We start from the raw sequence: 23,428 nt of genomic DNA, 5'->3' as shown, positions 1-23,428 counted from the left end.
CTTTTTGTTTTTGGTTTATCAGCAAGTGATGGAGCATAACCATGGGCGCCTTTCCATCACCGGCGCAGGATTATGCCGAGCAGAGCATTAATCTTCATGACTTGCTGGTTAAACACCCTACAGCCACGTATTTCGTGCGTGCTTCGGATGATTCGATGATCAACGGTGGAATCGGTAAGGATGATTTACTGGTGGTCGATAGCGCTAAGACGGCGGTGCATAACAATATTGTGATTGCAGCAATCAATGGCGAATTTATTGTCAGGCAGTTACAGCTTCGGCCGGTGATTCAGTTAATGCCACTCAATCGTGCCTACAAACCTACCTTTATCGGAACCGATGAAGGGCTTGAGATATTTGGTGTCGTCACTTTCATTGTGAAATCGGCGAGTGAATGATGTTTGCTCTGGTGGACGTGAATAGTTTTTACGCGAGCTGTGAAGCTATCTTTCGGCCCGACCTGAAAGGCAAGCCAGTGGTTGTGCTAAGTAACAATGATGGCTGCATTATTGCGCGTAATGCCGAGGCTAAAAACTGTGGTGTGCAAATGGGAGGGCCGTATTTCAAGCAGAAGGATCTTTTCCGGCAAAAAGGTGTCGTTGCCTTCAGCAGTAATTACGAACTCTACGCCGATATGTCTTATCGGGTGATGACGACGCTGGAGGAAATATGCCCGCGTGTTGAGGTTTACTCCATTGATGAAGCTTTTTGCGATCTTTCTGGGGTGCGAAATTGTCGCAATCTGAAAGAATTTGGCCGGGAGATTCGTGACGTTCTTTTGCAACGCACGCATTTAACAGTGGGCGTGGGAATAGCCCAGACAAAAACTTTGGCGAAGCTTGCGAACCACGCAGCGAAAAAGTGGCCGCTAGAATCGGGTGGTGTTGTTGATCTGTCTGGTCGCGAGCGGCAACGCCAATTAATGGCGGCGTTTCCTGTTAGTGAAGTCTGGGGAATTGGTCGCCGAATCAGTAAAAAGCTTGATGCCATGGGTATTAAAACCACACTACAGCTGGCGGATGCGGATATTCGTTTTATTCGTAAACACTTTACTGTTGTGCTGGAGCGTACGGTACGTGAACTGCGCGGTGAATCTTGCCTGGGGTTTGAAGAGTTTGCGCCGACAAAACAGGAAATTATTTGCTCTCGCTCCTTTGGCGAGCGGCTTACCGAGTACGAACATATGCGTCAGGCTATTTGTAGTTATGCGGCACGCGCCGCAGAAAAACTCAGAGCTGAGCACCAGTATTGCCGACATATTTCTGCCTTCGTCAAAACATCACCTTTCTCTGCGAATGAACCCTACTATGGCAACCAGGCGATGGTGAAATTGCTGACACCTACGCAGGATAGTCGAGATATTATCGCTGCCGCCACGCGCTGCCTGGAAGCTATCTGGAGAAGTGGCCAGCATTATCAAAAAGGCGGGGTTATGCTGGGCGATTTTTTTAGCCAGGGCATCGCGCAACTTACTCTGTTTGATGAAAACCCACCACGGGCCAACAGCGAAATGCTGATGCAGGTGATAGACGGCATTAATCAGAAGAAAGGTAAAGGGACTATCTATTTTGCAGGGCAGGGGATTGAGCAGCCATGGCAGATGAAAAGAGCGATGTTGTCACCGCGTTATACGACTCGAGCTTCAGATGTATTGAGGGTGTAATAAAGGGCGAGAAAGTGGCTGGAAAGTTTCCCTTAGCTCAAAATACAGACATAAAAAAGCAGCCATAATAGGCTGCTTTCTAAGAGGTTGCTGGTCGGCACGGAGAGATTCGAACTCTCGACCCTCGCCACCCCATGACGATGCGCTACCAGGCTGCGCTACGTGCCGAAGCATAAAAAATAATACTACTTATCTGGCGATCGTTTGCAAGACGGCTTATTGCTAACTGTTTCATAAATATACAATCAGTTGGCAATAAAGCGCTTCTCATCAGTTAGCACTTGCAGCAATAACCCAAGTTGAGGCTTGGTTTCTTTGATGCTTTCGCCTTTCAAATCGTACATCCGGTAGTTGCCATTGTTATCAAGCACCAGCGTCATGGTCGGCAAAGTAATTGCAAGACTGTTGTTATCAGCACCAACTACCCAGTTATTACGGCGTGTTGCGGCAAACAAGTCTTCACCTTGTGAATACTCATTCGCTGGGTTTTTGACATGAAGCAGGCGCTGCATCAGCGTTGTCATGACATCCTGGTGATCGGTGAGCTTCGTAATGGTCTGTGCAGGTGTGCCCGGCCAATGGATAACCAGTGGCACCTGAATTCGTGAACGTGACCATGCGAAGGAGTCTTGCTGCTCTTTGCCAAGAGGCACACCGTGGCCTGCGGTAATAATCACAACTGTATTCTGGAGCTTGCCTGAGGCTTCCAGCGCATCAAGCACACGTTTGATTTGCTCATCAACGTTACCAGCTGCACGCGCATAGTGGCGAGCAAAGGCTTGCTGATTAGTATCTGCCGTGATGCTGGTGCCGTTAAAGGCAACCCACGAGAACCAACGGTTGTCATCAGATGCGTACTGCGTCAGCCAGTTAATCCATTGCGAGGCTGTTTGTCCGTCAGATTGGCTCTGCGCTGAAGGTAAAGAGAAGTCAGACAACAGGGCCTGGCGGTACATCGACGAGTCAAAACCATCGGAAGCGAACAGCCCCAATTGATAACCTTGTTGGTTCAATGCAGTAATTAATGCTGCTGGGATTCGGGCTGATAAAACACCGTCCATATACGCAGGCGAAATCCCATAGAACAGGCCAAAAATACCGCTGTCGGTACCGTTACCAGCACTCATATGTTGCTTGAAGTTAATGTTGCTGGCGGCAAATTCGTTGAGGTTCGGCAAGTTTTTCGGCGCGTATTCAGCGTTCAGACCATCGACGGTAATCAGCAATACATTGTGGCCCGCGCCCATATCACGGAATTGCAGATCGCTAAGCGGGTACTGTACCGATACAGCTTCAGGATTACCCTGTTCCACCAGGCGACGTTGGTACTCCTTCGCATCCAGCAGGCCATGTTTTTCGAGGAAACGACGGGCTGTCATTGGATAGGAGAGCGGCAAGTTGGCACGCTGCATGGTAATCGGGCGATAGAAATTCGCATCAGCCCAGATATACATAATATGGCTGCTGAAGAATGCGACGAAGAACAGCACAACAACAGGTTTTGCATAATGTTTACGACGCCCCAGGCTGCGCAGTTTCTGCCAGCTCCAGGTCGCAAACAGCATTTCAATCAATAAAATTACCGGTACGCTGATAAACATCAGCTGCCAGTCTCGCGCCATTTCACTCTGGTCGGGGTTAATCACCAGTTCCCAGACAATCGGATTAAGATGGAGATGGAAGCGAGTAAAGACTTCGCTGTCGATAAGCAGAAGTGTCATGCCTGCAGTAGCAAGCGCTGCCGAGATAAAGCGCATCAGGCGCTGTGACATGACAACGAAGGTCAGCGGGAAGAGAATCAGCAGGTAAGTGGCGAAAACCACAAAACTAAAATGACCGATAACACTCAGCCAGGAATAAATACGACCCGTGAGTGTTGCCGGCCAGTCAGCGACAAATAGATAGCGGCTACCCAGCAGCGTTGCCAGCAGGATATTGAACAGGGCGAACCAATGTCCCCAACTGACCATCTGGGAAACTTTTTCGCGGTAGCGCTGACGATTAGTCACCATAACGTGTAACTACAATCCCTTAATGAGCTTTGTCTTCGCTCACGGAGGCTTGCAGTGCCTCTGCGAAAGAGCGAGCCAGCGAGCGGCGTTGAGCAGAAGCTACGCTGGTATTAATCAGGTTGGTGACCATATTTCCCAGCACCATCAGGGAAAGATCGGTTGGCGTTTGGTGCTTTTCCAGCACGCTCGCCAGTTCACTCAACAGTTCTTCGACGCGTTCGTCACTATAACGGGATATTTGTGGCATAAATTAACAATCAATTAGATTCAGGAAAGGGCGTTATCTTACCGTAGAAGGACCTGTTTTTCTGCTTTTTTATCTTTCCCCCTTCATACTTCAAGCTGCACGTGCGTTGGCTGCCTTCTTGCCGCCCGAATTATTTAGGGGAGGTTGCACAAGGCTTCTGGCAATGGTTGAATACCGCCGAGTTTAAAAGGAGAGTTTATCATGAGTCTGGATATCAACCAGATTGCCTTACACCAGTTGATCAAACGCGGCGAACAGACACTTGAAGTCGTGCTGCGTGATTCTCTGTTGGCAACGAACGGCGCCGTAGAAGAAATGATGGCCGAATTGCACCGCGTATATAGTGCAAAAAATAAAGCATATGGTCTGTTCAGCGAAGAGAGTGAATTAGCGCAAGCCCTGCGTTCACAGCGAAAAGGTGATGAGGATTTCCTCGCCTTCAGCCGTGCTGCGACCGGTCGTTTGCGTGATGAGCTGGCAAAATATCCATTTGCTGATGGCGGCATTGTGCTGTTTTGCGAATATCGCTACCTGGCGGTGGAATATTTACTGGTAGCGGTGCTGAACAATTTAAGCAGCATGCGCGTCAACGAAGAGCTGGATATCAGTTCTACGCATCACCTGGATATCAACCACGCCGATATCGTGGCGCGTATCGATCTGACCGAATGGGAAACCAACCCGGAATCCACGCGTTACCTGACTTTCCTGAAAGGGCGAGTGGGGCGCAAAGTTTCTGACTTCTTTATGGATTTCCTCGGTGCTAGCGAAGGCTTGAACGCTAAAGCGCAGAACAAGGGCTTGTTGCAAGCGCTGGATGATTTCACCAACGAAGCGCAGCTGGATAAAAATGAGCGTCAGGCCGCGCGTCAGCAGGTTTATGCCTACTGTAACGAGCAACTCCAGGCGGGAGAAGAGATCGAACTTTCTTCCCTTGCAGACGAGTTACCCTGGGCTGTTGACGACAAAAACTTCCAGCAGTTCACTGCTGATAAAGGCTATGAACTTGAAGAAAGTTTCCCGGCTGACCGTGGAACATTGCGCCAGTTAACCAAATTCGCCGGTAGCGGTGGTGGGTTAACGATTAGTTTTGATGCGATGCTACTTGGTGAGCGTATTTACTGGGATCCAGCGACTGACACGCTGACCATTAAGGGCACGCCACCGAATCTGCGCGACCAGTTACAACGTCGCAGTTCTGGAAAATAGCCATAAAAAAACCCGCCGAAGCGGGTTTTTTTTCGAACTAAATTCGCGATTAAGCGCGAACGAAGTCGATGTGGCTCAGTTTTGGCTTGAACGGGTGACGCTGAACAGCCTGAACTTTAACCTTAACTTCTTTACCGTCTACAACCAGAGTCAGAACTTCTTCGTAGAAACCTGGTTTAGCTTGCAGGTTCATTACGTTGTCGTGATCCAGTTCGATAGAGATCGCAGCTTCGGAACCACCATAGATGATTGCCGGGAATTTGTTAGCTGCACGCAGGCGGCGGCTCGCACCCTTGCCCTGCTCTTTGCGTTCTACTGCATTGATAGTAAACATTAACTGTTTCTCTCTTAAATAATCCTGTTACAGGCGACCCAGCAACAGGTAAGTGATCTGCTTTGCGGATGCAAAAGCGGGCGCATTATAGCCATTCCACGCGACATCAGCAATTAAAAGAACCTTTAGCCGCGTAATTCATTTGCCCGGCGGAAGCGTCCTTCGTAATCAAATACCTTTTCCCGCACATTCCAGAAGTTGCCGTTCTTGCGTGCGACGACAAAATCCGGGTGGCGAAGTGCAGATTGCTGAGCCACAACATCAGCGGCGTTTATCCAACGTAGCGGCACGCCTGGTGCACGGCTGTGTGGCCGAATAAATAGCTGCTCGAAAGCCATACGTTGGGCGGGTGTTTGCAGGCGGAAGCGCTCACTGACATCTGCGCCATCTTCATCAAAATAGGTAATCTTTAGCCAGTCACCTTTTTCGTCGCCGCCGTGTTGCAGCGTCATTCCGCCACAGCGCAGCACCAGGGCATCTTTCAATTTCAGTGCGGCTTTTAACATATCGTCGGGATCGACCAGAACATGGTCACACTGGTGGCAGCGACGGGCGGCAATATCGTTCTCTGCATTACATTGCGGACAATTTTTGAAACGGAAGCGGTAATCACATTGTTCGCGTGCGCCGTCGTCATCTTCAAACCAGCCCTGGCAGCGGCGGCCAAAGTGTTCAATCAATGTGCCGTCGCTGGTGGTCTTGCCCCAAAAGGTGTTGGCAAAACCGCATGAAGGGCAAAAGACCTGGACGGGCACATTGTCGCTTTTGCCTTTCACCGCGCCGACTTCGGGCGTGAACAGGTCATGGGGATTTCCAGCGTAATCCAGTATCAAGCAATCTTTTTTACCGGGAGCCAGGCGCAAACCGCGACCAACAATTTGTTGATAAAGGCTGACAGACTCTGTCGGGCGCAAAATAGCAATCAAATCGACATGCGGTGCGTCAAAGCCGGTGGTGAGCACGGAAACGTTAACCAGGAAACGGAATTGCTGGTTTTTAAACGCCTCTATTAATGTATCGCGTGCGGGCCCAGGAGTGTCGGCAGTAATCAGTGCCGCATCATTTGCGGGCAGCAGTGCTGTTACTTCTTTTGCGTGCTCGACTGTTGCGGCAAAAACCATCACGCCGCGCCTGTCGGCGGCAAACTCAACAATCTGGCTGATGATATGCGGGGTGATGCGCTTTTGTTGTTTCAGTTCACGGTTAAGATCAGCTTCGCTAAATAAACCGTTCGATTGCGCCTGCAAACGGCTGAAGTCGTACTGTACCACCGGCATATCCAGCCGCTCAGGTGGTGTTAAATAGCCGTGCTTAATCATGTAACGCAGCGGTAATTCGTAAATGCAGTCGCGGAACAGGGCGTTTTCATTGCCACGAACCATGCCGTGATAGTGAAAATGGTAGATCCAGCCTTTCCCCAGCCGATAGGGTGTTGCGGTCAGGCCAAGCAGACGCAGTTTAGGATTTGCCGTGCGTAAATGTGCGAGGATTTGCTGGTACTGGCTATCGTCGGCATCACCAATGCGGTGGCATTCATCGACAATCAGCAACGAAAACTCGCCGTGGAATTGCTCAAGATTGCGGGCTACAGACTGGACGCTACCGAAAACAACTTTGCCATTGCTCTCTTTGCGTTGTAGACCGGCAGCGAAAATATCGGCTTCCAGGCCAAGCGCGCAATATTTTGCATGGTTTTGCGCGACCAGCTCTTTAACGTGTGCAAGTACTAACACTCGTCCTCGCGCCACACGGGCAAGTTCGGCAATCACCAGACTTTTTCCCGCGCCCGTAGGCAGCACAATCACCGCAGGGGTGATGTTTTTACGGAAATAGTGCAGCGTGGCGTCTACTGCTTCTTGTTGGTAGGGGCGTAAGGTAAAGGACATTATTGATCAGGTCTGTGAAACATCAGCGGCGATTATGCCATGAAACAGGGTTTTAGCTTGAGAGACTTTTCTATCCGGCTATACTGGCAAACTAATTAACAGGCAAACGAATTTTACCCATATAAACGGGCTGATGCCCGGCCAGCTGTTTTGTACTGGTACCTCTTAGAAACAGGCAATATTTAATGCGACTCGATAAATTTATCTCTCAGCAGCTTGGCGTGAGCCGTGCTATTTCTGGCCGTGAAATCCGCGCAAACCGTGTCACCATTGATGGTGAAGTGGTTCGTGACGCCTCTTTTAAGCTGAACCCTGAGCACCAGGTTGAGTTTGATGGTCGCTCGCTGACACAGCAAGTCGGCCCTCGCTACTTTATGCTTAATAAGCCGCAGGGTTATGTTTGTTCGACAGAAGACCCGGATCATCCAACCGTGCTCTATTTCCTTGATGAGCCAATGGCGCACAAACTGCATGCAGCAGGGCGTCTGGATATCGACACTACCGGTCTGGTATTGATGACCGATGATGGTCAGTGGTCGCACCGCATTACTTCTCCGCGTCATCATTGTGAGAAAACCTATCTGGTGACACTTGAGAATCCGATCTCCGATGACACAGCAGAACAATTTGCAGCTGGCGTTCAACTGCATAATGAAAAAGATCTGACACTGCCAGCCACACTTGAAGTGATTACTCCGCTTGAAGTGCGTTTGACCATCAGCGAAGGCCGTTACCACCAGGTAAAACGGATGTTTGCGGCGGTAGGCAACCATGTGGTTGGCTTGCATCGTGAACGCATTGGCGCAATTGCTATGGATGCAGATCTCGCACCCGGCGAATACCGCACATTAACCGAAGAAGAAGTTGCCAGCGTTGGCATGCCGCCACGTTAATTCCAGGAGGAAGCTTGAGCAGTAAGCAAAACTCGTCAATTGGTATTGTGGTGATACTTGGCCTGCTGGCCATGTTAATGCCGTTATCAATAGATATGTATTTACCGGCCCTGCCGGTTATCGCCTCGGAATTTGGCGTGCCAGCGGGCAGCGCACAAATGACGTTAAGTACCTATATTCTTGGCTTTGCTATTGGGCAGCTATTTTATGGTCCGATGGCAGACAGCATTGGCCGTAAGCCAGTGGTGCTGGGTGGTACGCTTGTCTTTGCTGCGGCGGCAATTGCTTGCGCGCTCTCACAAACGATTGATCACCTGATTGCAATGCGTTTTCTGCATGGTCTTTCTGCTGCTGCGGCAAGCGTGGTGATTAACGCCCTGATGCGTGATATTTATCCAAAAGAAGAGTTCTCGCGCATGATGTCGTTCGTCATGCTGATAACCACTATTGCACCACTTGTAGCACCGATGGTCGGTGGGGCAGTGCTGGTATGGTTTAGCTGGCATGCAATCTTCTGGATCCTGGCACTGGCGGCACTACTGGCATCAGCGATGATTTTCTTCCTGATCCACGAAACGCTACCCGTAGAACGTCGGCAGAAATTTCATTTACGTACAACGATAGGTAACTTCGCGACGTTGTTCCGTCATAAGCGTGTGTTGAGCTATATGTTGGCGAGTGGTTTTAGCTTTGCAGCAATGTTCTCATTTTTGAGTGCTGGCCCATTTGTTTATATTGAACTCAATCACGTTGCGCCACAGCATTTTGGTTACTACTTCGCGCTTAACATCTTGTTCTTGATTGTGATGACGCTAATTAATAGCCGCTTCGTACGTCGTTTCGGCCCGCTGGCAATGTTCCGCTTTGGGTTGTTTGTCCAGTTTGCTATGGCTATCTGGCTGGTACTTAGTACGATGCTGGGGTTCGGTTTTTGGTCGATGGTGTTGGGCGTAGCGGCGTTTGTTGGGTGCGTTTCAATGGTGTCGTCAAACGCGATGGCGGTAATTCTTGATGAGTTTCCACATATGGCGGGAACAGCTTCTTCGCTGGCTGGCACGTTTCGTTTTGGTATCGGCGCATTAACCGGCGCGCTGCTATCTTTTGCGACGTTTAATTCAGCATGGCCAATGATTTGGTCGATCGCGGTGTGTGCTACATGCTCTATTGTGTTTTATCTCTACGCAAGTCGCCCTCGATTAGCCACTAAATAATCCTAAAGTATGTAAACGGGTATCGCCAGATGCCCGTTCTTTAATCCAAATCAACGAAAATCCCCCATTAGCGTCTACAATTTGTTTCTCAAATGTAAACGTATCAACAATAAAAAGTCACATTCTTGTAGTTAAAAAGGTTGAGTTACATCGCAGAAAGCGTTACATATAGCGCCGAAATGTGTGCGGCACCACAAAAATAAAACGTTAAATATGAAATGGTAGACAAATAATTACAACGGATGTAAGCGGTTTCCAGGTTGTTTACACACAAAGCATCAACATTGTGTTAACCTTTATGTAAACTGTTTGTGAAATATTTTTGGATTTTTTGGGGACACCACAGTGAATACGTTACAGCTTTCCATTGTTCATCGCTTACCGCATAAATATCGTTGGTTGGCGGGTTTTGCAGGTTCCAGAGTTGAACCGATTCCGCAAAATGGTCAGAACGCTGAAAATTGTCTGATTGGCCTGAAATTGCTTAGCGACAACAATAGTGATTCAGCCTGGCCGACGATGCACAAACTAAGCCTGGCGCTGAGAGATATCGAAGTGGATTCTGCCGTCGTGGAATGTGAAGGTCAGCCATGCCTGTTTGTTAACCGTCAGGATGAGCAAACTGCAACGTGCAGACTTAAGAACTTCGGCGTGGCTATTGCTGAATCTTTCTCCAGCACGAATCCCTTTTGATTCTTAAGCTTGCAAATCAAGCAAGCGCGAGTAACTGGCGTGTGTATTCCGCCTGAGGTGCTGCAAAAATTTGCTGGCATGCTCCTTGCTCAACCACTTCTCCCTGCCTCAGTACCACTACCTGGTGGCATAATGATTTCACTACTCGCAAGTCATGGCTGATAAAAATGTAGGCCAACTGATGCTTTTCTTGTAACGACTTCAGCAACGCGAGTATTTGTGCTTGTACGGAGCGGTCGAGCGAAGAGGTCGGTTCATCAAGAATGATTAGCTCAGGTTGTAAAATCAGCGCTCTGGCAATGGCGATACGCTGTCTTTGTCCGCCAGAAAATTCTGCCGTATAACGATGCATTGTTTGCGGATCTAACCCCACCTCCTGCATTGCCACGATGACTTTTTGCTCACGTTCTGCCGCAGTTAACGCAGGCTGATGCACGCGTAAACCTTCTTCAATTATCTGCAAAACATCCAGACGTGGGTTCAACGATGAATTTGGATCCTGGAAAACGACCTGAATACGTCGACGCAGTGGTAGCAGCTTTTTGCGATTAAGCTCATGCAGTGGCTTGCCATCAAACCATATCTCACCGTTGGAATTAATTAGGCGTAGCAACGCAAGCCCAGTGGTACTTTTACCTGATCCTGACTCCCCAACCAGACCGATGCTTTCACCGGCACGCAGCGTAAAACTTAGGTCTTTTATTCCATAGTTATAACCGATGGTTTTCTTAAGCAACCCGCGGCGAATAGGGAAGGCGACCTGCAATCCTTGAACGGTCAATAGCGGCTTGCTGCTCTCATCTACGGGACGTGGGCTACCCGTGGGCTCGGCGTCCAGCAGTTGTTGCGTGTAAGGATGCTGCGGTGCAGATAACAGTTTAGTTGCGGAGTTTTGTTCAACACATTTACCGTTGCGCATGACAGCAACGTTATCCGCCAGCTTTTTGACGATATTCAGGTTATGGGTAATGAACAACAACCCCATATTCAGCTCTTGTTTGAGCTCTTTGAGTAATTGCAGAATTTGCGCCTGCACCGTGACATCCAGAGCAGTTGTCGGCTCGTCGGCAATAAGTAATTCTGGGCGAGTCAGCAGCGCCATGGCAATCATCACGCGCTGGCGCTCGCCACCAGAAAGCTGGTGGGGGAAATCAGTTAAGCGATTTGCCGCATTACGAATGCCAACCCGGTCCAGGCACGTAAGCATTTCAGCACGAGCGGCTTCACGGCGCATTCCACGATGCAGCGATAACACTTCATAAAGCTGCTTTTCAATATTGTGCAGCGGGTTTAGTGAAACCATCGGCTCTTGAAAAATCATGGCGATTTTGTTGCCACGTACGCTTCGAAGTGTGCGTTCAGGAGCATGTAATAACTCCTGCCCTTTAAAGAAGATCTCACCCGACGGATAAACAACTGGCGGCGCCGGTAACAGACGCAGCACCGATAACGCCGTGACGCTTTTCCCTGAGCCTGATTCACCGACTAACGCGAGTGTTTCACCGGCATTCACCTCGAGCGATAAATCGTCCACAACTTGCGCAATGGTGTCGCCGCTTCGGAAAGCCACGGATAAATTCTTTATGGACAGCAGTGGAGTCGTCATATCAGTGCGCCTTGCTCGGATCGAAGGCGTCGCGCACTGCTTCGCCGATAAAAATAAGTAACGTCAGCAATAGTGCCAGCGAGAGAAATGCGGTGATGCCAAGCCACGGAGCCTGAAGATTATTTTTGCCTTGCAGCAACAGTTCACCCAGTGATGGTGAACCAAGTGGCAAACCAAAGCCCAGGAAATCCAGTGAGGTGAGTGTGGTAATCGAACCGCAAAGAATAAACGGTAAGAAAGTCAGGGTGGCGACCATGGCGTTGGGCAGCATATGGCGTGTGATTATCGACCTGTCGCTAACACCCATTGCCTGTGCCGCGCGAATATAATCGAAGTTCCGGGTGCGCAGAAACTCTGCACGAACCACTCCCACCAGACTCATCCAGCCAAACAGCACCGTAATCCCCAACAGCCACCAGAAATTAGGCTGGATGACGCTTGAAAGCAGGATTATCAGGAACAGTGTCGGCATTCCGGACCACACTTCGATAAATCTCTGCCCCCATAAATCTACTCGCCCGCCGTAATAGCCCTGAACCGCACCAGCAACTATCCCAATCACGCTGGAAAAGAGTGTCAGCATCAGGCCGAAAAGAATGGAAATGCGCGTGCCGTAGAGAATGCGTGCCAGTACATCGCCACCGTTGGCGTCAGTCCCTAGCCAGTTTTGGGAACTTGGCGGGGAAGGGAAGGGAACAGTGGTAGCAAAGTTAATGGCACTAGAGCCAAAGCGAATCGGTGCCCAGATTACCCAACCTTTTTGGTTCAGACGTTCTGCAAGCCACGGGTCCTGATAATCAGCAGGGGTTGCTAGAGGCCCGCCGAAATCACTTTCACTATAATTGGCAATAAATGGGAAATAGAGACGTTCCTGGTAGTGAACGACCAATGGACGATCGTTAGCAATAAGCTCTGAACCGAGACTAAGCACAAACAGAACAGCGAATATCCACAACGACCAGTAGCCGCGTTTATTTTGACAAAACCGAGCCCAACGGGCCTGAGTCACAGGACTTAAACGGCTCATCCACGCCCCTCAAAATCAATACGCGGATCGACCAGCGTGTAAGTGATGTCGCTCAAAATATTCAGTAGCAAACCAATGAGCGTAAATATGTACAGCGTGCCGAACATTACCGGGTAATCGCGTGAGATGGTTGAGTCATAGCCCAATAAACCCAGGCCATTTAGCGAGAACATCACTTCGATTAGCAGTGAACCGGTAAAAAACATACTGATGAACGTGGCAGGAAAACCGGCAATCACTAATAGCATGGCGTTGCGGAACACATGGCGATAGAGGATTTTCTTTTCACTCAGCCCTTTGGCGCGGGCTGTAACCACATATTGTTTACGAATTTCATCAAGAAACGAGTTCTTCGTCAGCATGGTTAAGGTCGCAAAGCCACCGACTACTGTTGCCAGCACCGGCAAGGTGATGTGCCAGAGGTAGTCAATAATTTTCCCGTACCACGGTAAGGTATCGAAATTGGTCGACACCAACCCGCGTAGTGGGAACCAGTCCAGATAACTGCCACCGGCAAACAATACAATCAGCAAAATTGCGAATAAGAATGCGGGAATGGCGTAGCCAATGATAATAAAAGTGCTACTCCAGATATCAAAACTGCTGCCATTGCTGACGGCTTTTCGTATGCCGAGTGGGATCGACACGATATAGATAATCAGAGTGCTCCATAGGCCAATTGAGATAGAAACCGGCAGGCTTTCTTTAATCAGATGGATAACGGATGCGCTGCGAAACAGGCTGTCACCGAAGTCAAAACGCAAATAATCGCCAAGCATTTTGAAGTAGCGTTCATGGATCGGTTTATCAAAACCATAGCGATGAGTGATTTCAGCAATCACTTCCGGGTCGAGACCGCGCGCTCCTCGGTACTGGCTGTCACCAACGTTACCCACGCCAACACGCGTATGGCCGCTGCCCATAGTGTCAGTGCTCATACCCGGCATACCCGAACCATGGCCAAACTGAATTGCTGCAATAGCCTGATCTACAGGGCCGCCAGGTGCTATCTGTACGATGAAAAAATTGATGGTGATAATTGCCCACAACGTGGGGATTATCAGCAACAAGCGACGTAACAGATAACTTCCCATATATTCCCTTAACGCCTGTTGGCTGGTAATTGTGCGGCTTTATTGACGTCGTACCACCAGGTATCAAACCCGGTTGCGTATAACGGATGAATAGCCGGCTTTGAAAACTTGTTCCACCAGGCGAAACGATCTGCGGCCATGTACCACATCGGGATCATGTAGTAATTCCATGTCAGTACGCGATCCAGAGCCCTGCCTAAGGAAAGCAGCTTTTGTTTATCGCCTTGATTAGCCACAATCTGAGAAACCAGTTCGTCAACCACCGGGCTTTTCACTCCGGGGGCGTTATATGTGGAATCAACGTATTCCGAAGCCCATGCGATTTGCACGTCAGCACTGGGATATGGCATGGCGCTATAAAGCGTTGGGATCATATCGTAATCCCTCTTGCGCATGCGGTTAGTAAGCTGCGAGTTGTCGACCTGGCGAATTTCCATCGTGATCCCCAGCCGTTGTAAATTATGCTGGAACGGTAAAACCCATTGTGTGTTACCGGTAGCCCCTATTAGCAATTCGAAGGTGAAGGGTTTACCTGTTTTAACATTGATGAGTTTCTGGTCTTTCAGCTCCCATCCAACCTCTTTTAACAACGTCATGGCTTTGAGCAGGTTTTCTCGGTCAAAACCATTGCCGTTCGATTTTGGCGGGTTGTAGATGCTGGTGAATACTTCTGGCGGTAAATCCTTTTTCATGGGCGCCAGGAGGATGAGCTCATCCGCATGTGGGTAATCACGAGCGGCATATTCTGTATTCTGGAAATAACTGTTTGCCCGGCTGTAAGCGCCATAGAAAAGCGCTTTGTTCATCCACTCAAAATCAAAGGCCAGGCCAATCGCTTCGCGTACTTTCCGGTCTTCAAAAATTGGGCGCTGAATGTTAAATGCCAGCCAGCGTGCATCCTGAGCAGCATCATTGGGTTGTTCTTCTTTTACGATGAAATGGTTAGCAAAATTCTTTCCTGTGTAGCGCGTGGCCCAGTTTTTGGCTGAAACTTCGTTACGAAAATCGAACGCACCGGCTTTGAAAGCTTCGAAAGCGACGTTGTCGTCGAGGTAATAGTCGTACCGAATGGAGTCAAAATTCCAGCGCCCGCGGTTAACTGGCAAATTGGCAGCCCAGTAATCCCTGACACGTGAGTAGGTGATGTATTGCCCCATACGCCAGGCCGTTATTTTGTAAGGGCCACTTGCCAGAGGGGGAGCAGACAGAGGATCGCTGAGTTTATGATTCTTCCAGAATTTTTCAGGGAACACAGGTAGTGAGAACAAACCTAACATTCGTTCTTTACTGGGTGTTGCCAGTTCAATGCGCACCGTTAAAGGGGCAATTGCTCTCACTTTTGCGCCCTTATAAACCAGACGAAATTGCGGTACGCCTTCGATCATAAATTTATTGAAGGTAAAGGCTACATCGCTGGCTTTTATGGGCGTCCCATCATGAAAACGTGCCTGCGGATTAATTTCGATTTCAGCCCACGCAAAGTTATCTGGGTAGCGCGCCATCTCAGCGACCAGCGGGTAGTAGCTTCCCGGCTCGTCATCGGCGTTGGCAAAAAGCGTGTCATATAGGGTTTCGGTGCTTACACCCGGATTGCCACGCAGAGCATAGCGGTTGAAGTTATCAAAGGTGCCAATCGCCGAGAGCGTGATATCCCCGCCTTTCGGAGCTGCAGGGTTAACATAATCAAAATGTGTGAAGTTGATGGCGTATTTAGGTTCCCCTAAAACGGCAAAGGAGTAGCTTTCCTTGATGTTCTCAGCAAGGCCTGGGGCTGCAATCAGGCAAAGACTCAGCAGGGTGAAAATGCGGGCAAACATCGTATAGATCAATCCTTGTTGGGGAGGAGCTTACCTAATTGTTTCATCCCGAAACAATATCAGTGTCCAGGCAACGCCCCGCCGCGTTATAACGCCATGATGATAAATCATAAGTTATAGCCGCCATACTTCAAGCAGCGTCGGCGTTGGCTGGGCTCAAGCAAGTTCATCGTAGGTTTTTTGCTGATCGCCCCATGACTGCAATTGTTCAAGAGTGAGTGGGCGGGCGAAATAGTAGCCTTGTAAATAATTCACCCCTCGATCGATTAACCATTTGGCTTGCTCAGGTGTTTCTACACCTTCTGCAACTGTCGTCATGCTTAGCTTGCGAGCAAGGGTTAATACGGCATCAAGTACTGGGGATGTTACAGTTTCTAAACCTATAGAATTAACAAAGCCGCGATCGATCTTCAGATAATCCAGCTTAAAGCGTTCAAGATAGATAAGTGCGCTGTGCCCCGTGCCAAAATCATCGACTGCAGTTTGAAATCCTTGCTCATTCATCCATGTAAACAGGCAGCTGGCTTCATTTTCTTTCACCATATCTCGTTCAGTGATTTCGAAAATTAACTGGAAATGATGAAGGGGCAATGAGGCGGCAAAGGCTTGAATATCTTCTTTAAAGGTTGGTGAGTGTAAATGGCTAGGAGCCAGATTAACGCCGAGGCGCGCACCAGCCGGTAAGATGTGCTGGAGCTTTTTGGCATCGCGTGCAATCAATTCAAACAAATGGCGGGTGAGGGGAACGATCAATTGCTGTGCTTCGGCGAATGCAATAAATGCATCGGGAGGAATAGGCCCTGCAATTGGGTGGTTCCAGCGCATCAATACTTCTACGCCTGACATTTTTAACTCTTTGGCATCAACTACCGGCTGATATACAACATAAAATTGCCCGCGTTTAATCCCCATCAAAATCTCTTTACCGGAACGTAGGCGCACCGTCAGGAAATAGGCGCATAGCGCACCACCCAGGATGCCGAATACGAGCCCGGTCAGAATCGAGATTTGAATGTCTTCTACAGGCCAGGTTTTGCCATACAACGCTATCTTCATGGGAAAGTCTTCCATGGCTATCACGCGCGTAGGATGCTTCGGTAGGCTCGCAGCATTCATCACATTGCTGGATATTGTGGTTAGCGCTTTATCGCCAGCGATGATCGCCATCGACACCATGTCGCTCTGGCGAGTAGTGAACAATAGATACGGTGTAAGATTTACGTTCAGGGTGGCGAAAACCCCACGCCCCTCAATTACCGGATTTTTAAACCATGCGGCAATAGTCGGCTTACCGGGCATCATTGGGGTACCGAGCATGATAATCAAATCGATATTTTTATTGATATCGATATCCGGCGAAAGCTGACGCATCTCCATCAACATGCTGCCCGTAGCGGAGGAACAGTAGGCATTGCCGTTACGAACTAATACAAAGGCGCGAACGTTAGCGTTAAAGGCTGCACGCGAGGTCAATTCGCCGGAAACTTGATGGCAGTCTGAAAGGGTTAACGGTTGAATGCCGCTGATAGTCGACTGGAGGTCCTGGAAAAAGGTGCTGAGATATTCACGCATATCTTCAGTTAGTGTGTCGTAGTTGGCTTCACGCTTGCTGTGCAATGTCAGGCTAGTTATTCCGCCAATCAATAGCGCGGCAAGCACGCCGGCCAAAATACTGAAGGCGGCTATTTGCCGGACAGAGGTAAAGTAACGTGAGAAAATATTTTTAGAAAACATGTATGAATGGTTCCTGCAGGCGCAAGAGACTGATTGTTTATTTGCGTTTTTTTGGACTATAACGCAAAAACGATCAATGCGTCATAAAGTTTCGAACGAAAACCATCATCATTTTAGAATTATTTAACTGGATGAATTTCAGGCAATAAAAAACGCTGCATAAGCAGCGTTGTTTTGTCTCGTCATATTGTTGTCTTGCAGAACAGCCAAGGGAGTAACTGTCTGCAAGGTGCGCATTAACTGCGGCTCAATACACGTCGCGCTTCGTTGTAACGCTTTTTCCAGTAAGGCTCATCCATGCTTGAAATCGTCACACCACTGCTGGTGGAAGCATGTACAAACTGGTTGTTACCGATATAGATTCCAACATGTCGACCCGTTGAACCCGCACGGAACAGAACTAAATCGCCAGTACGTAATTTACTACGTGAAATCGATTTACCTGAATCCTGCTGTTCAGAAGTTGAACGAGGCAACTCTAAACCAAATTGTTCACGGAATGTGCGCTGCACAAATGCAGAACAATCAATGCCGCTTCTATTACTGCCACCGAGGCGATAACGAACGCCTTTCCAACTTGCATATTGATCCATAAGACGTGATTTCACATCTACATTACGGACCATCTCTTCGAATTCATCCTGAGAAGCTTGCAGTAAAAAACCATCTTTATTGCCGACTGCATGCGTCTCAGAATGCATATTTGCGGTGTTTGTCGAACTACATGCTGACAGCAATACTGCCACAGCAACGGCGGGAATTACCCGCAAGATATATCTCAAAATAGGCTGAGACTTGACCATTATGTTTGTTATCCCTTGATGTCCTTTACGATAAATATCGTTATACAAAATACCAACGTGACGAGACTAATTACCTGCGCGCCATGAGACAAATGCTAATGAACAAAACTGTGGTTTGTCGCACAAAATTATTCACATAACAAATGAATTGGGCTTCAGCGCAAAACGTATTCGAGGTTACCTCATCAAATCAGGCATGGCGAGCGGTTTTCTCTGAAATTTTATAAGAAATTGTGATGTTAAAAGGTAAAAAGTAATATTGCATAGTTGTTAACCAGAACTGTTGCTTATCTGTGCAGGTACTTCATTTATCTAATGAAGATGGCAGGTTAAATATTAGTCGCCCTATGTGAGTGACTAAAAAACAGACAGCAATCATTTCTGGTTTCTGATGATTGCTGAAAATAATGTTTATTTGTTGTTATTGAATTGTTCTTTTTTTGCCGGGTAAATAACGATCCAGGAGATTAATTAACCCATCGCTTAATGGGGTTAATAGAACCCAGGGCAAACCAACGAGAGCAATAGATAACGAGCCGACAAAGATATCAGTGAACCAATGTGCGCCGATCATCATGCGCGGCATGATGAAAATCAGGAAAATAACTACAGCAATAGCAAACGCTTTTTTACCGAAATATCGCAGCATGAAGCCGGTGAAAATCAGCAGCATTAATCCATGATCACCAGGGAAACTGTCCTTAGACGCATCTTTAGTTGGGAAATGCAGCAATTCGCTGACACGGTGAATATCCGTGAAATAGAGCGTTGGGCTGACGTGAGATTCGGGAATCAAATGGCCAAGTTGATTGATAATAATTGCGCAAAATAACATCACAATACCCATGATGAACATGCGTCGGCGGCCTGTCGCTGACTCTTTGCGCCAGTAACAGAAAAACAGTAAACCCATTGCTAATAGTGAAATGCCATCGAACACCCGATTATTGGTCACGGCAACAAACACCAGGAAGGCGTGGCTCTTAACCAGCTCGCGGTTAAAGAAATGGAAGATCCCGGAGTCCAGGGTAAACCAAAAACCGTGCCCCTCGGGCAGGTACCAACTAAAAAAAAGTGCTAACCCAAGTGCATTGAGCACAAGGATTAGAGGGAATCGAATATTATTCATACAAAATCATTAGATATTTTAACAAAGACGAAAGGGTAGGCTCACAAACTTAAACGTAGCTTCAACAATGAAGTTTGTAGCGCATTCCAGTCAACGTCACCGCTATGTATTAACTCTATGCGGCTGTCAGGTGGTGCGATATTCTGCGTTTCAATATGGAAATCAAGGCCCTGACGGTTAATTCTTACCAAACCTTCCGCAATACGCAGCACACCTTTGACGCGGTCGACAGGTGCAAGTCTAGCCCATTCCAGAATACCTACAGTGTCAAATAGTGTCTCAGCATCAAAAATCCATCCGCAACCCACATAGCCCTGGCCACTGTTGATGCTGCGCCGCCAGCGTTGATGTTCAGGCAAACTTAACGCCGCTAGCCCACGTGTTGCTGCATGACTGTGGTTGTGATCTGGACTGGATGGTATCTCGCGCAGGTTTTGGCGTGGTTTATCAAGAAGGCTAATATCGATATGACCATTTTGCGCGGTGATCATTTCCCGCCCAGTACCCTCACGCAGCCACCACTCGTTAAGAGCCGCGCGGCTTTCATCGCTGGCACGGTCTTCTTTATTTGCAATGATGATATCAGCAGCAGCAAGTTGATCGCGGAAATTGTCATTATTGACTGCTCGCTCATCAAGCAACTGGCGTGGGTCAAGCAGACACAGAGTGGCGTTGAGTTCGATCCAGGGTTGGTAAACTTCGGCGGTCAACATATCGAGGATTTGTTTTGGGTGACCAAGCCCGGTCGGTTCAATGAGTAGACGGTCAGGTTTACCCTGACGAAGTAGAGTATTGAGCCCTATCTGCATCGGCAGTCCATTTACACAACACATACAGCCGCCGGGGATTTCTTTCAGCAAAGCACCGCTGTCGGCTAATAACGCGCCGTCGATTCCGACTTCACCGAATTCGTTGACCAGCACAGCCCATTTTTCATGCTCGGGCTTGTTGGCAAGTAAATGCAGAATGGTAGTGGTCTTGCCGCTACCGAGGAAACCGGTAATCAGGTTGGTTTTAGTCACAAGTGCTCCGGACAGGTTGAGTGAACCTTACGTGATGTTCAATTATCACTATCCTGAACAACAATTACCAAAAAATGAAGCCCGGACGGCTCCACATCCTTGTGAAGCGGGTTTAAAGGCATTGATTGTTAAATTAATCGATCAGGTCTGCGACCGTTGCTCGCGCACCTTTGCTGCATAACTCATTCCATGCAGCGGTAATACGCGCGACGAATTGTTCATCAGCAGGCAGGTCGCTGCCAAAGATTTCATGCAGGTTGAGTAGGGCATTAACGCGTTCATTAACAGGGCTGTTTGCGACCAGCGTTTTAATTTTTTCAGCTAACGGATCGCGAATATCAATTTCGTTGCCCGCGTCGTCAATACCGCTGACATAGCGCATCCAGGCGGCAACGCCTAATGCCAGGCATGGCCACTCATCACCTTGTTGCAGATGCCAGCGCACACTTTCTAGCATCCGTTGCGGCAGTTTCTGGCTACCGTCCATCGCAATTTGCCATGTGCGGTGCTTCAGCGCCGGATTGTCAAAACGTTCGAGCAGGTTATGGGCATACTGCTGTAGATTTACGCCCGTAACGCGCAGTGTGGGCGCTTGCTCCTGCATCATCAAACGGTGCGCCGCCTTGCGGAAATTCTCATCTGCCATGCAATCATTCACATGAGGGTAGCCCGCAAGATAGCCGAGATAGGCGAGGAATGAGTGGCTGCCGTTCAACATGCGTAACTTCATTTGTTCCCATGGCATCACGTCGTCAACCATTTCGACGCCAACTTCTTCCCATGCCGGGCGGCCTGCAACAAAGTTATCTTCAATGACCCACTGGATAAACGGCTCGCCAGAAATCGCGCATGGGTCTTCAACACCCAGTGTGTCAGTGATTTCTTGCAGTGATTCAGGCGTGGCGGCAGGTACGATTCTGTCGACCATGGTGCTTGGGAAGGTGACATGTTCGCGGATCCAGTCGGCTAATTCCTGGCTGCGCGTTTCCGCCATGCCAATCACGGCGTTACGCACCACATGGCCGTTATCGGGAATATTGTCACAGGAGAGCACGGTAAACGGACGCAGGCCGCGTTCACGGCGGCGGTTCAAAGCTTCAACCAAAATGCCGGGAGCGGAATGCGGTTCGGTCGGATTTTGCAGATCATGAATAATGCGCTCGTTATTGCCATCGAGCCTGCCGGTCGCTGGGTCGATGCAATAACCCTTTTCCGTCACAGTCAGCGAGACAATTGCCACTTGCGGTTCGCAGAACTTCTCAATAATCGCGTCCAGCCCATCGAGTTTTGCATTCAGGCATTCGTTAACCGCGCCGACAATAATCGCCTGATTACCTTCGCGACCTTTTTCCAGTACGGTATACAAATGGTCCTGTGCACGCAGCGCACTCATTAGTTTATCGCCGCTAAACAGACTAATTTCACAAATGCCCCAGTCTCCCCCCAATTTATTGAGTACCCGGTCGGTCAGCAGCGCCTGGTGTGCGCGGTGAAACGCACCAAAACCAAAGTGGACGATGCGTGTTTTTAACGCCCGGCGGTCATAATTAGGCTGTTGAATATCGGCAGGTAACGCGACTGAAGCAATTGTGTTCATAAAATGCAAATCCTGATTAACGAATTGGTAACATTGCGCAGTCTAAAGTTATATGACAACAAATCAAATTGGTGTGCTGTCTTTATCCCTTTAATGTGAGCTGGATCAACCAATATCATTGCAAAATTTGACCGTAAGCGAGAATCCGGTATGGTAGTAGTCAATACAGCATTATAGAATTGGTATGACAACTTAACTGAGGAACTGTCGATGGAACAAACATGGCGTTGGTACGGCCCAAAAGACCCGGTATCTCTGGATGATGTGCGTCAGGCGGGCGCGACCGGTGTCGTTACTGCTCTGCATCACATCCCAAATGGTGAAGTCTGGCCGGTTGCTGACATCAAAGAGCGCCTGGCTGTGTTGGCGGAAAAAGGTCTGACCTGGTCTGTAGTAGAAAGTATTCCGGTGCACGAAGAAATTAAAACTCACTCGGGCGACTTTGATAAGCATATTGCAAACTACCAGCAAAGCATTCGTAACCTGGCTGAATGTGGCATCGACACCGTGTGCTACAACTTCATGCCGATTCTTGACTGGACACGTACCGATCTGGAATATGAATTGCCAGATGGTTCACGCGCTCTGCGTTTTGACCAGATTGCTTTTGCAGCATTTGAGCTGCACATCCTCAAGCGCGAAGGCGCTGAAGCTGACTACAGCGAAGAAGAGCAGCGCCAGGCGCTGGGCTACTTCAACAATATGTCTGATGCTGAAAAAGAAAAACTGACCCGCAATATCATTGCTGGTTTACCGGGTGCGGAAGAGGGTTACACCCTTGACCAGTTCCGTGCACGTCTTGCTGAATATGACGGCATCAGTAAAGAACAGCTGCGCGAAAACATGGCGTACTTCCTGCGTGCAATTGTTGCGGTAGCGGAAGAAGTTGGCGTTCGTCTGGCAGTGCACCCGGATGATCCACCGCGTCCAATCTTAGGCCTGCCGCGTATCGTTTCTACTATTGAAGATATGCAATGGCTGAAAGAAACTGTCGACAGCATTTATAACGGCTTCACCATGTGTACCGGTTCTTACGGCGTTCGTGCTGACAACGACCTGGTACGCATGATTGAAACTTTCGGTGATCGCATTCACTTTACTCATCTGCGGGCAACTTGCCGCGAAGATAACCCGAAAACCTTCCATGAAGGCGCGCACCTGCAAGGTGATGTGAACATGGTTGCAGTGGTGAAAGCGATTCTGACTGAAGAACAACGCCGTAAAAACGCCGGCGATCTGCGCCCGATCCCGATGCGTCCGGATCACGGCCACCAGATGCTTGACGATCTGCACAAGAAAACTAACCCAGGTTATTCAGCGATCGGTCGTCTGAAAGGTCTGGCGGAAGTTCGCGGTGTGGAACTGGCACTGAAACAAACCATGTTCCCTGACTTGCTGAAGTAAGCTGAACATTATTGATGTAAAAAATTGATGTAAAAAACGCGCCTTCT

20 protein-coding genes and 1 tRNA gene are annotated in these 23,428 nt (G+C 48.8%); 7 read left to right on the top strand and 14 right to left on the bottom strand.

Going from position 1 to position 23,428, the window contains the following annotated elements:
• The first annotated feature begins 41 nt into the window (after positions 1-41).
• The gene (gene umuD, locus LVQ79_RS21785; protein ID WP_232866890.1) at positions 42-398 is read left to right on the top strand and encodes a translesion error-prone DNA polymerase V autoproteolytic subunit; all 357 of its coding nucleotides are present in this window, start codon (positions 42-44) and stop codon (positions 396-398) included.
• The gene (locus tag LVQ79_RS21780) at positions 398-1,663 is read left to right on the top strand and encodes a Y-family DNA polymerase (RefSeq protein ID WP_232866911.1); all 1,266 of its coding nucleotides are present in this window, start codon (positions 398-400) and stop codon (positions 1,661-1,663) included. The genes umuD and LVQ79_RS21780 overlap by 1 nt, the downstream gene beginning before the upstream one ends.
• Before the next feature lie 91 nt (positions 1,664-1,754).
• On the opposite strand, the gene LVQ79_RS21775 is transcribed toward LVQ79_RS21780, so the two are convergent.
• The 3 genes from LVQ79_RS21775 to LVQ79_RS21765 all read right to left on the bottom strand — a co-directional run bounded on the left by LVQ79_RS21775 (position 1,755) and on the right by LVQ79_RS21765 (position 3,922).
• Positions 1,755-1,831, bottom strand: a tRNA-Pro gene (locus LVQ79_RS21775).
• Between the two features lie 77 nt (positions 1,832-1,908).
• Complete coding sequence (gene yejM, locus LVQ79_RS21770) at positions 1,909-3,675, bottom strand: LPS biosynthesis-modulating metalloenzyme YejM (protein ID WP_232866887.1); 1,767 nt, start codon at positions 3,673-3,675, stop codon at positions 1,909-1,911.
• A gap of 19 nt (positions 3,676-3,694) precedes the next feature.
• Positions 3,695-3,922 carry a YejL family protein gene (locus LVQ79_RS21765; protein ID WP_034458713.1) on the bottom strand — a complete coding sequence of 76 codons (228 nt, stop codon included), beginning with the start codon at positions 3,920-3,922 and terminating at the stop codon, positions 3,695-3,697.
• 201 nt (positions 3,923-4,123) lie between these two features.
• Here LVQ79_RS21765 and yejK point away from each other — a divergent pair, with 201 nt between their 5' ends.
• Complete coding sequence (yejK, locus tag LVQ79_RS21760; RefSeq protein WP_151994509.1) at positions 4,124-5,131, top strand: nucleoid-associated protein YejK; 1,008 nt, start codon at positions 4,124-4,126, stop codon at positions 5,129-5,131.
• A gap of 49 nt (positions 5,132-5,180) precedes the next feature.
• Here the strand turns inward: yejK and rplY are convergent, their stop codons facing one another.
• Positions 5,181-5,465 carry a 50S ribosomal protein L25 gene (rplY, locus tag LVQ79_RS21755; protein ID WP_034497069.1) on the bottom strand — a complete coding sequence of 95 codons (285 nt, stop codon included), beginning with the start codon at positions 5,463-5,465 and terminating at the stop codon, positions 5,181-5,183.
• Positions 5,466-5,590: 125 nt separating this feature from the next.
• Positions 5,591-7,351, bottom strand: coding sequence for a DNA repair helicase RadD (gene radD / locus LVQ79_RS21750; RefSeq protein ID WP_232866884.1), 1,761 nt, complete (start codon positions 7,349-7,351; stop codon positions 5,591-5,593).
• Between the two features lie 185 nt (positions 7,352-7,536).
• Here radD and rsuA point away from each other — a divergent pair, with 185 nt between their 5' ends.
• From rsuA to LVQ79_RS21735, 3 genes are all read left to right on the top strand, one after another.
• Positions 7,537-8,244, top strand: coding sequence for a 16S rRNA pseudouridine(516) synthase RsuA (gene rsuA / locus LVQ79_RS21745; protein ID WP_232866881.1), 708 nt, complete (start codon positions 7,537-7,539; stop codon positions 8,242-8,244).
• A 14-nt stretch (positions 8,245-8,258) separates the two neighbouring features.
• Positions 8,259-9,455, top strand: a complete 1,197-nt coding sequence (locus tag LVQ79_RS21740; RefSeq protein WP_232866878.1) for a Bcr/CflA family multidrug efflux MFS transporter — start codon at positions 8,259-8,261, stop codon at positions 9,453-9,455.
• 345 nt (positions 9,456-9,800) lie between these two features.
• Complete coding sequence (locus LVQ79_RS21735; protein ID WP_232866875.1) at positions 9,801-10,148, top strand: YejG family protein; 348 nt, start codon at positions 9,801-9,803, stop codon at positions 10,146-10,148.
• 16 nt (positions 10,149-10,164) lie between these two features.
• Here the strand turns inward: LVQ79_RS21735 and yejF are convergent, their stop codons facing one another.
• From yejF to LVQ79_RS21690, 9 genes are all read right to left on the bottom strand, one after another.
• A complete protein-coding gene (gene yejF, locus LVQ79_RS21730) occupies positions 10,165-11,754 on the bottom strand; it encodes a microcin C ABC transporter ATP-binding protein YejF (protein WP_232866873.1) in 1,590 nt (529 codons plus the stop codon).
• A gap of 1 nt (position 11,755) precedes the next feature.
• Positions 11,756-12,781, bottom strand: coding sequence for a microcin C ABC transporter permease (locus LVQ79_RS21725; RefSeq protein WP_232866870.1), 1,026 nt, complete (start codon positions 12,779-12,781; stop codon positions 11,756-11,758).
• Positions 12,778-13,875 (bottom strand): microcin C ABC transporter permease YejB, encoded by a 1,098-nt coding sequence (locus tag LVQ79_RS21720; RefSeq protein WP_232866867.1) that lies wholly within the window; start codon positions 13,873-13,875, stop codon positions 12,778-12,780. Before LVQ79_RS21720 ends, LVQ79_RS21725 begins: the two co-directional genes overlap by 4 nt.
• A gap of 8 nt (positions 13,876-13,883) precedes the next feature.
• Positions 13,884-15,692 carry an extracellular solute-binding protein gene (locus LVQ79_RS21715; RefSeq protein ID WP_232866865.1) on the bottom strand — a complete coding sequence of 603 codons (1,809 nt, stop codon included), beginning with the start codon at positions 15,690-15,692 and terminating at the stop codon, positions 13,884-13,886.
• Between the two features lie 156 nt (positions 15,693-15,848).
• Positions 15,849-17,426 carry a cyclic di-3',5'-guanosine monophosphate phosphodiesterase PdeN gene (pdeN, locus tag LVQ79_RS21710; protein WP_232866862.1) on the bottom strand — a complete coding sequence of 526 codons (1,578 nt, stop codon included), beginning with the start codon at positions 17,424-17,426 and terminating at the stop codon, positions 15,849-15,851.
• A 236-nt stretch (positions 17,427-17,662) separates the two neighbouring features.
• Positions 17,663-18,229, bottom strand: a complete 567-nt coding sequence (mepS, locus tag LVQ79_RS21705; protein ID WP_151994501.1) for a bifunctional murein DD-endopeptidase/murein LD-carboxypeptidase — start codon at positions 18,227-18,229, stop codon at positions 17,663-17,665.
• Positions 18,230-18,650: 421 nt separating this feature from the next.
• On the bottom strand, positions 18,651-19,358 hold the full coding sequence (locus tag LVQ79_RS21700; RefSeq protein ID WP_232866858.1) for a phosphatase PAP2 family protein: 708 nt from the start codon (positions 19,356-19,358) through the stop codon (positions 18,651-18,653).
• Positions 19,359-19,399: 41 nt separating this feature from the next.
• Positions 19,400-20,380: a CobW family GTP-binding protein gene (locus tag LVQ79_RS21695; RefSeq protein WP_232866855.1), complete on the bottom strand. Its 981-nt coding sequence runs from the start codon at positions 20,378-20,380 to the stop codon at positions 19,400-19,402.
• A 133-nt stretch (positions 20,381-20,513) separates the two neighbouring features.
• On the bottom strand, positions 20,514-21,977 hold the full coding sequence (locus LVQ79_RS21690; RefSeq protein WP_232866852.1) for a mannitol dehydrogenase family protein: 1,464 nt from the start codon (positions 21,975-21,977) through the stop codon (positions 20,514-20,516).
• Positions 21,978-22,187: 210 nt separating this feature from the next.
• Here LVQ79_RS21690 and uxuA point away from each other — a divergent pair, with 210 nt between their 5' ends.
• Positions 22,188-23,381: a mannonate dehydratase gene (gene uxuA / locus LVQ79_RS21685; RefSeq protein WP_232866849.1), complete on the top strand. Its 1,194-nt coding sequence runs from the start codon at positions 22,188-22,190 to the stop codon at positions 23,379-23,381.
• The last annotated feature ends 47 nt before the right edge of the window (positions 23,382-23,428 follow it).

Source organism: Buttiauxella cochleicola, assembly GCF_021282405.1.
GTDB classification, from domain to species: Bacteria; Pseudomonadota; Gammaproteobacteria; order Enterobacterales; family Enterobacteriaceae; genus Buttiauxella; species Buttiauxella massiliensis.
The sequence above is the reverse complement of the archived record's forward strand: the minus strand, read 5'-3'. Positions and strand labels throughout refer to the sequence as shown.

Excerpts from the sequence above, each read along its gene's own strand:
- umuD (WP_232866890.1), top strand. The coding sequence starts at position 42 with ATGGGCGCCTTTCCATCACCGGCGCAGGATTATGCCGAGCAGAGCATT.
- LVQ79_RS21780 (WP_232866911.1), top strand. The coding sequence starts at position 398 with ATGTTTGCTCTGGTGGACGTGAATAGTTTTTACGCGAGCTGTGAAGCT.
- yejM (WP_232866887.1), bottom strand. The coding sequence starts at position 3,675 with ATGGTGACTAATCGTCAGCGCTACCGCGAAAAAGTTTCCCAGATGGTC.
- LVQ79_RS21765 (WP_034458713.1), bottom strand. The coding sequence starts at position 3,922 with ATGCCACAAATATCCCGTTATAGTGACGAACGCGTCGAAGAACTGTTG.
- yejK (WP_151994509.1), top strand. The coding sequence starts at position 4,124 with ATGAGTCTGGATATCAACCAGATTGCCTTACACCAGTTGATCAAACGC.
- rplY (WP_034497069.1), bottom strand. The coding sequence starts at position 5,465 with ATGTTTACTATCAATGCAGTAGAACGCAAAGAGCAGGGCAAGGGTGCG.
- radD (WP_232866884.1), bottom strand. The coding sequence starts at position 7,351 with ATGTCCTTTACCTTACGCCCCTACCAACAAGAAGCAGTAGACGCCACG.
- rsuA (WP_232866881.1), top strand. The coding sequence starts at position 7,537 with ATGCGACTCGATAAATTTATCTCTCAGCAGCTTGGCGTGAGCCGTGCT.
- yejF (WP_232866873.1), bottom strand. The coding sequence starts at position 11,754 with ATGACGACTCCACTGCTGTCCATAAAGAATTTATCCGTGGCTTTCCGA.
- LVQ79_RS21725 (WP_232866870.1), bottom strand. The coding sequence starts at position 12,781 with ATGAGCCGTTTAAGTCCTGTGACTCAGGCCCGTTGGGCTCGGTTTTGT.
- LVQ79_RS21720 (WP_232866867.1), bottom strand. The coding sequence starts at position 13,875 with ATGGGAAGTTATCTGTTACGTCGCTTGTTGCTGATAATCCCCACGTTG.
- LVQ79_RS21715 (WP_232866865.1), bottom strand. The coding sequence starts at position 15,692 with ATGTTTGCCCGCATTTTCACCCTGCTGAGTCTTTGCCTGATTGCAGCC.
- pdeN (WP_232866862.1), bottom strand. The coding sequence starts at position 17,426 with ATGTTTTCTAAAAATATTTTCTCACGTTACTTTACCTCTGTCCGGCAA.
- mepS (WP_151994501.1), bottom strand. The coding sequence starts at position 18,229 with ATGGTCAAGTCTCAGCCTATTTTGAGATATATCTTGCGGGTAATTCCC.
- LVQ79_RS21700 (WP_232866858.1), bottom strand. The coding sequence starts at position 19,358 with ATGAATAATATTCGATTCCCTCTAATCCTTGTGCTCAATGCACTTGGG.
- LVQ79_RS21690 (WP_232866852.1), bottom strand. The coding sequence starts at position 21,977 with ATGAACACAATTGCTTCAGTCGCGTTACCTGCCGATATTCAACAGCCT.
- uxuA (WP_232866849.1), top strand. The coding sequence starts at position 22,188 with ATGGAACAAACATGGCGTTGGTACGGCCCAAAAGACCCGGTATCTCTG.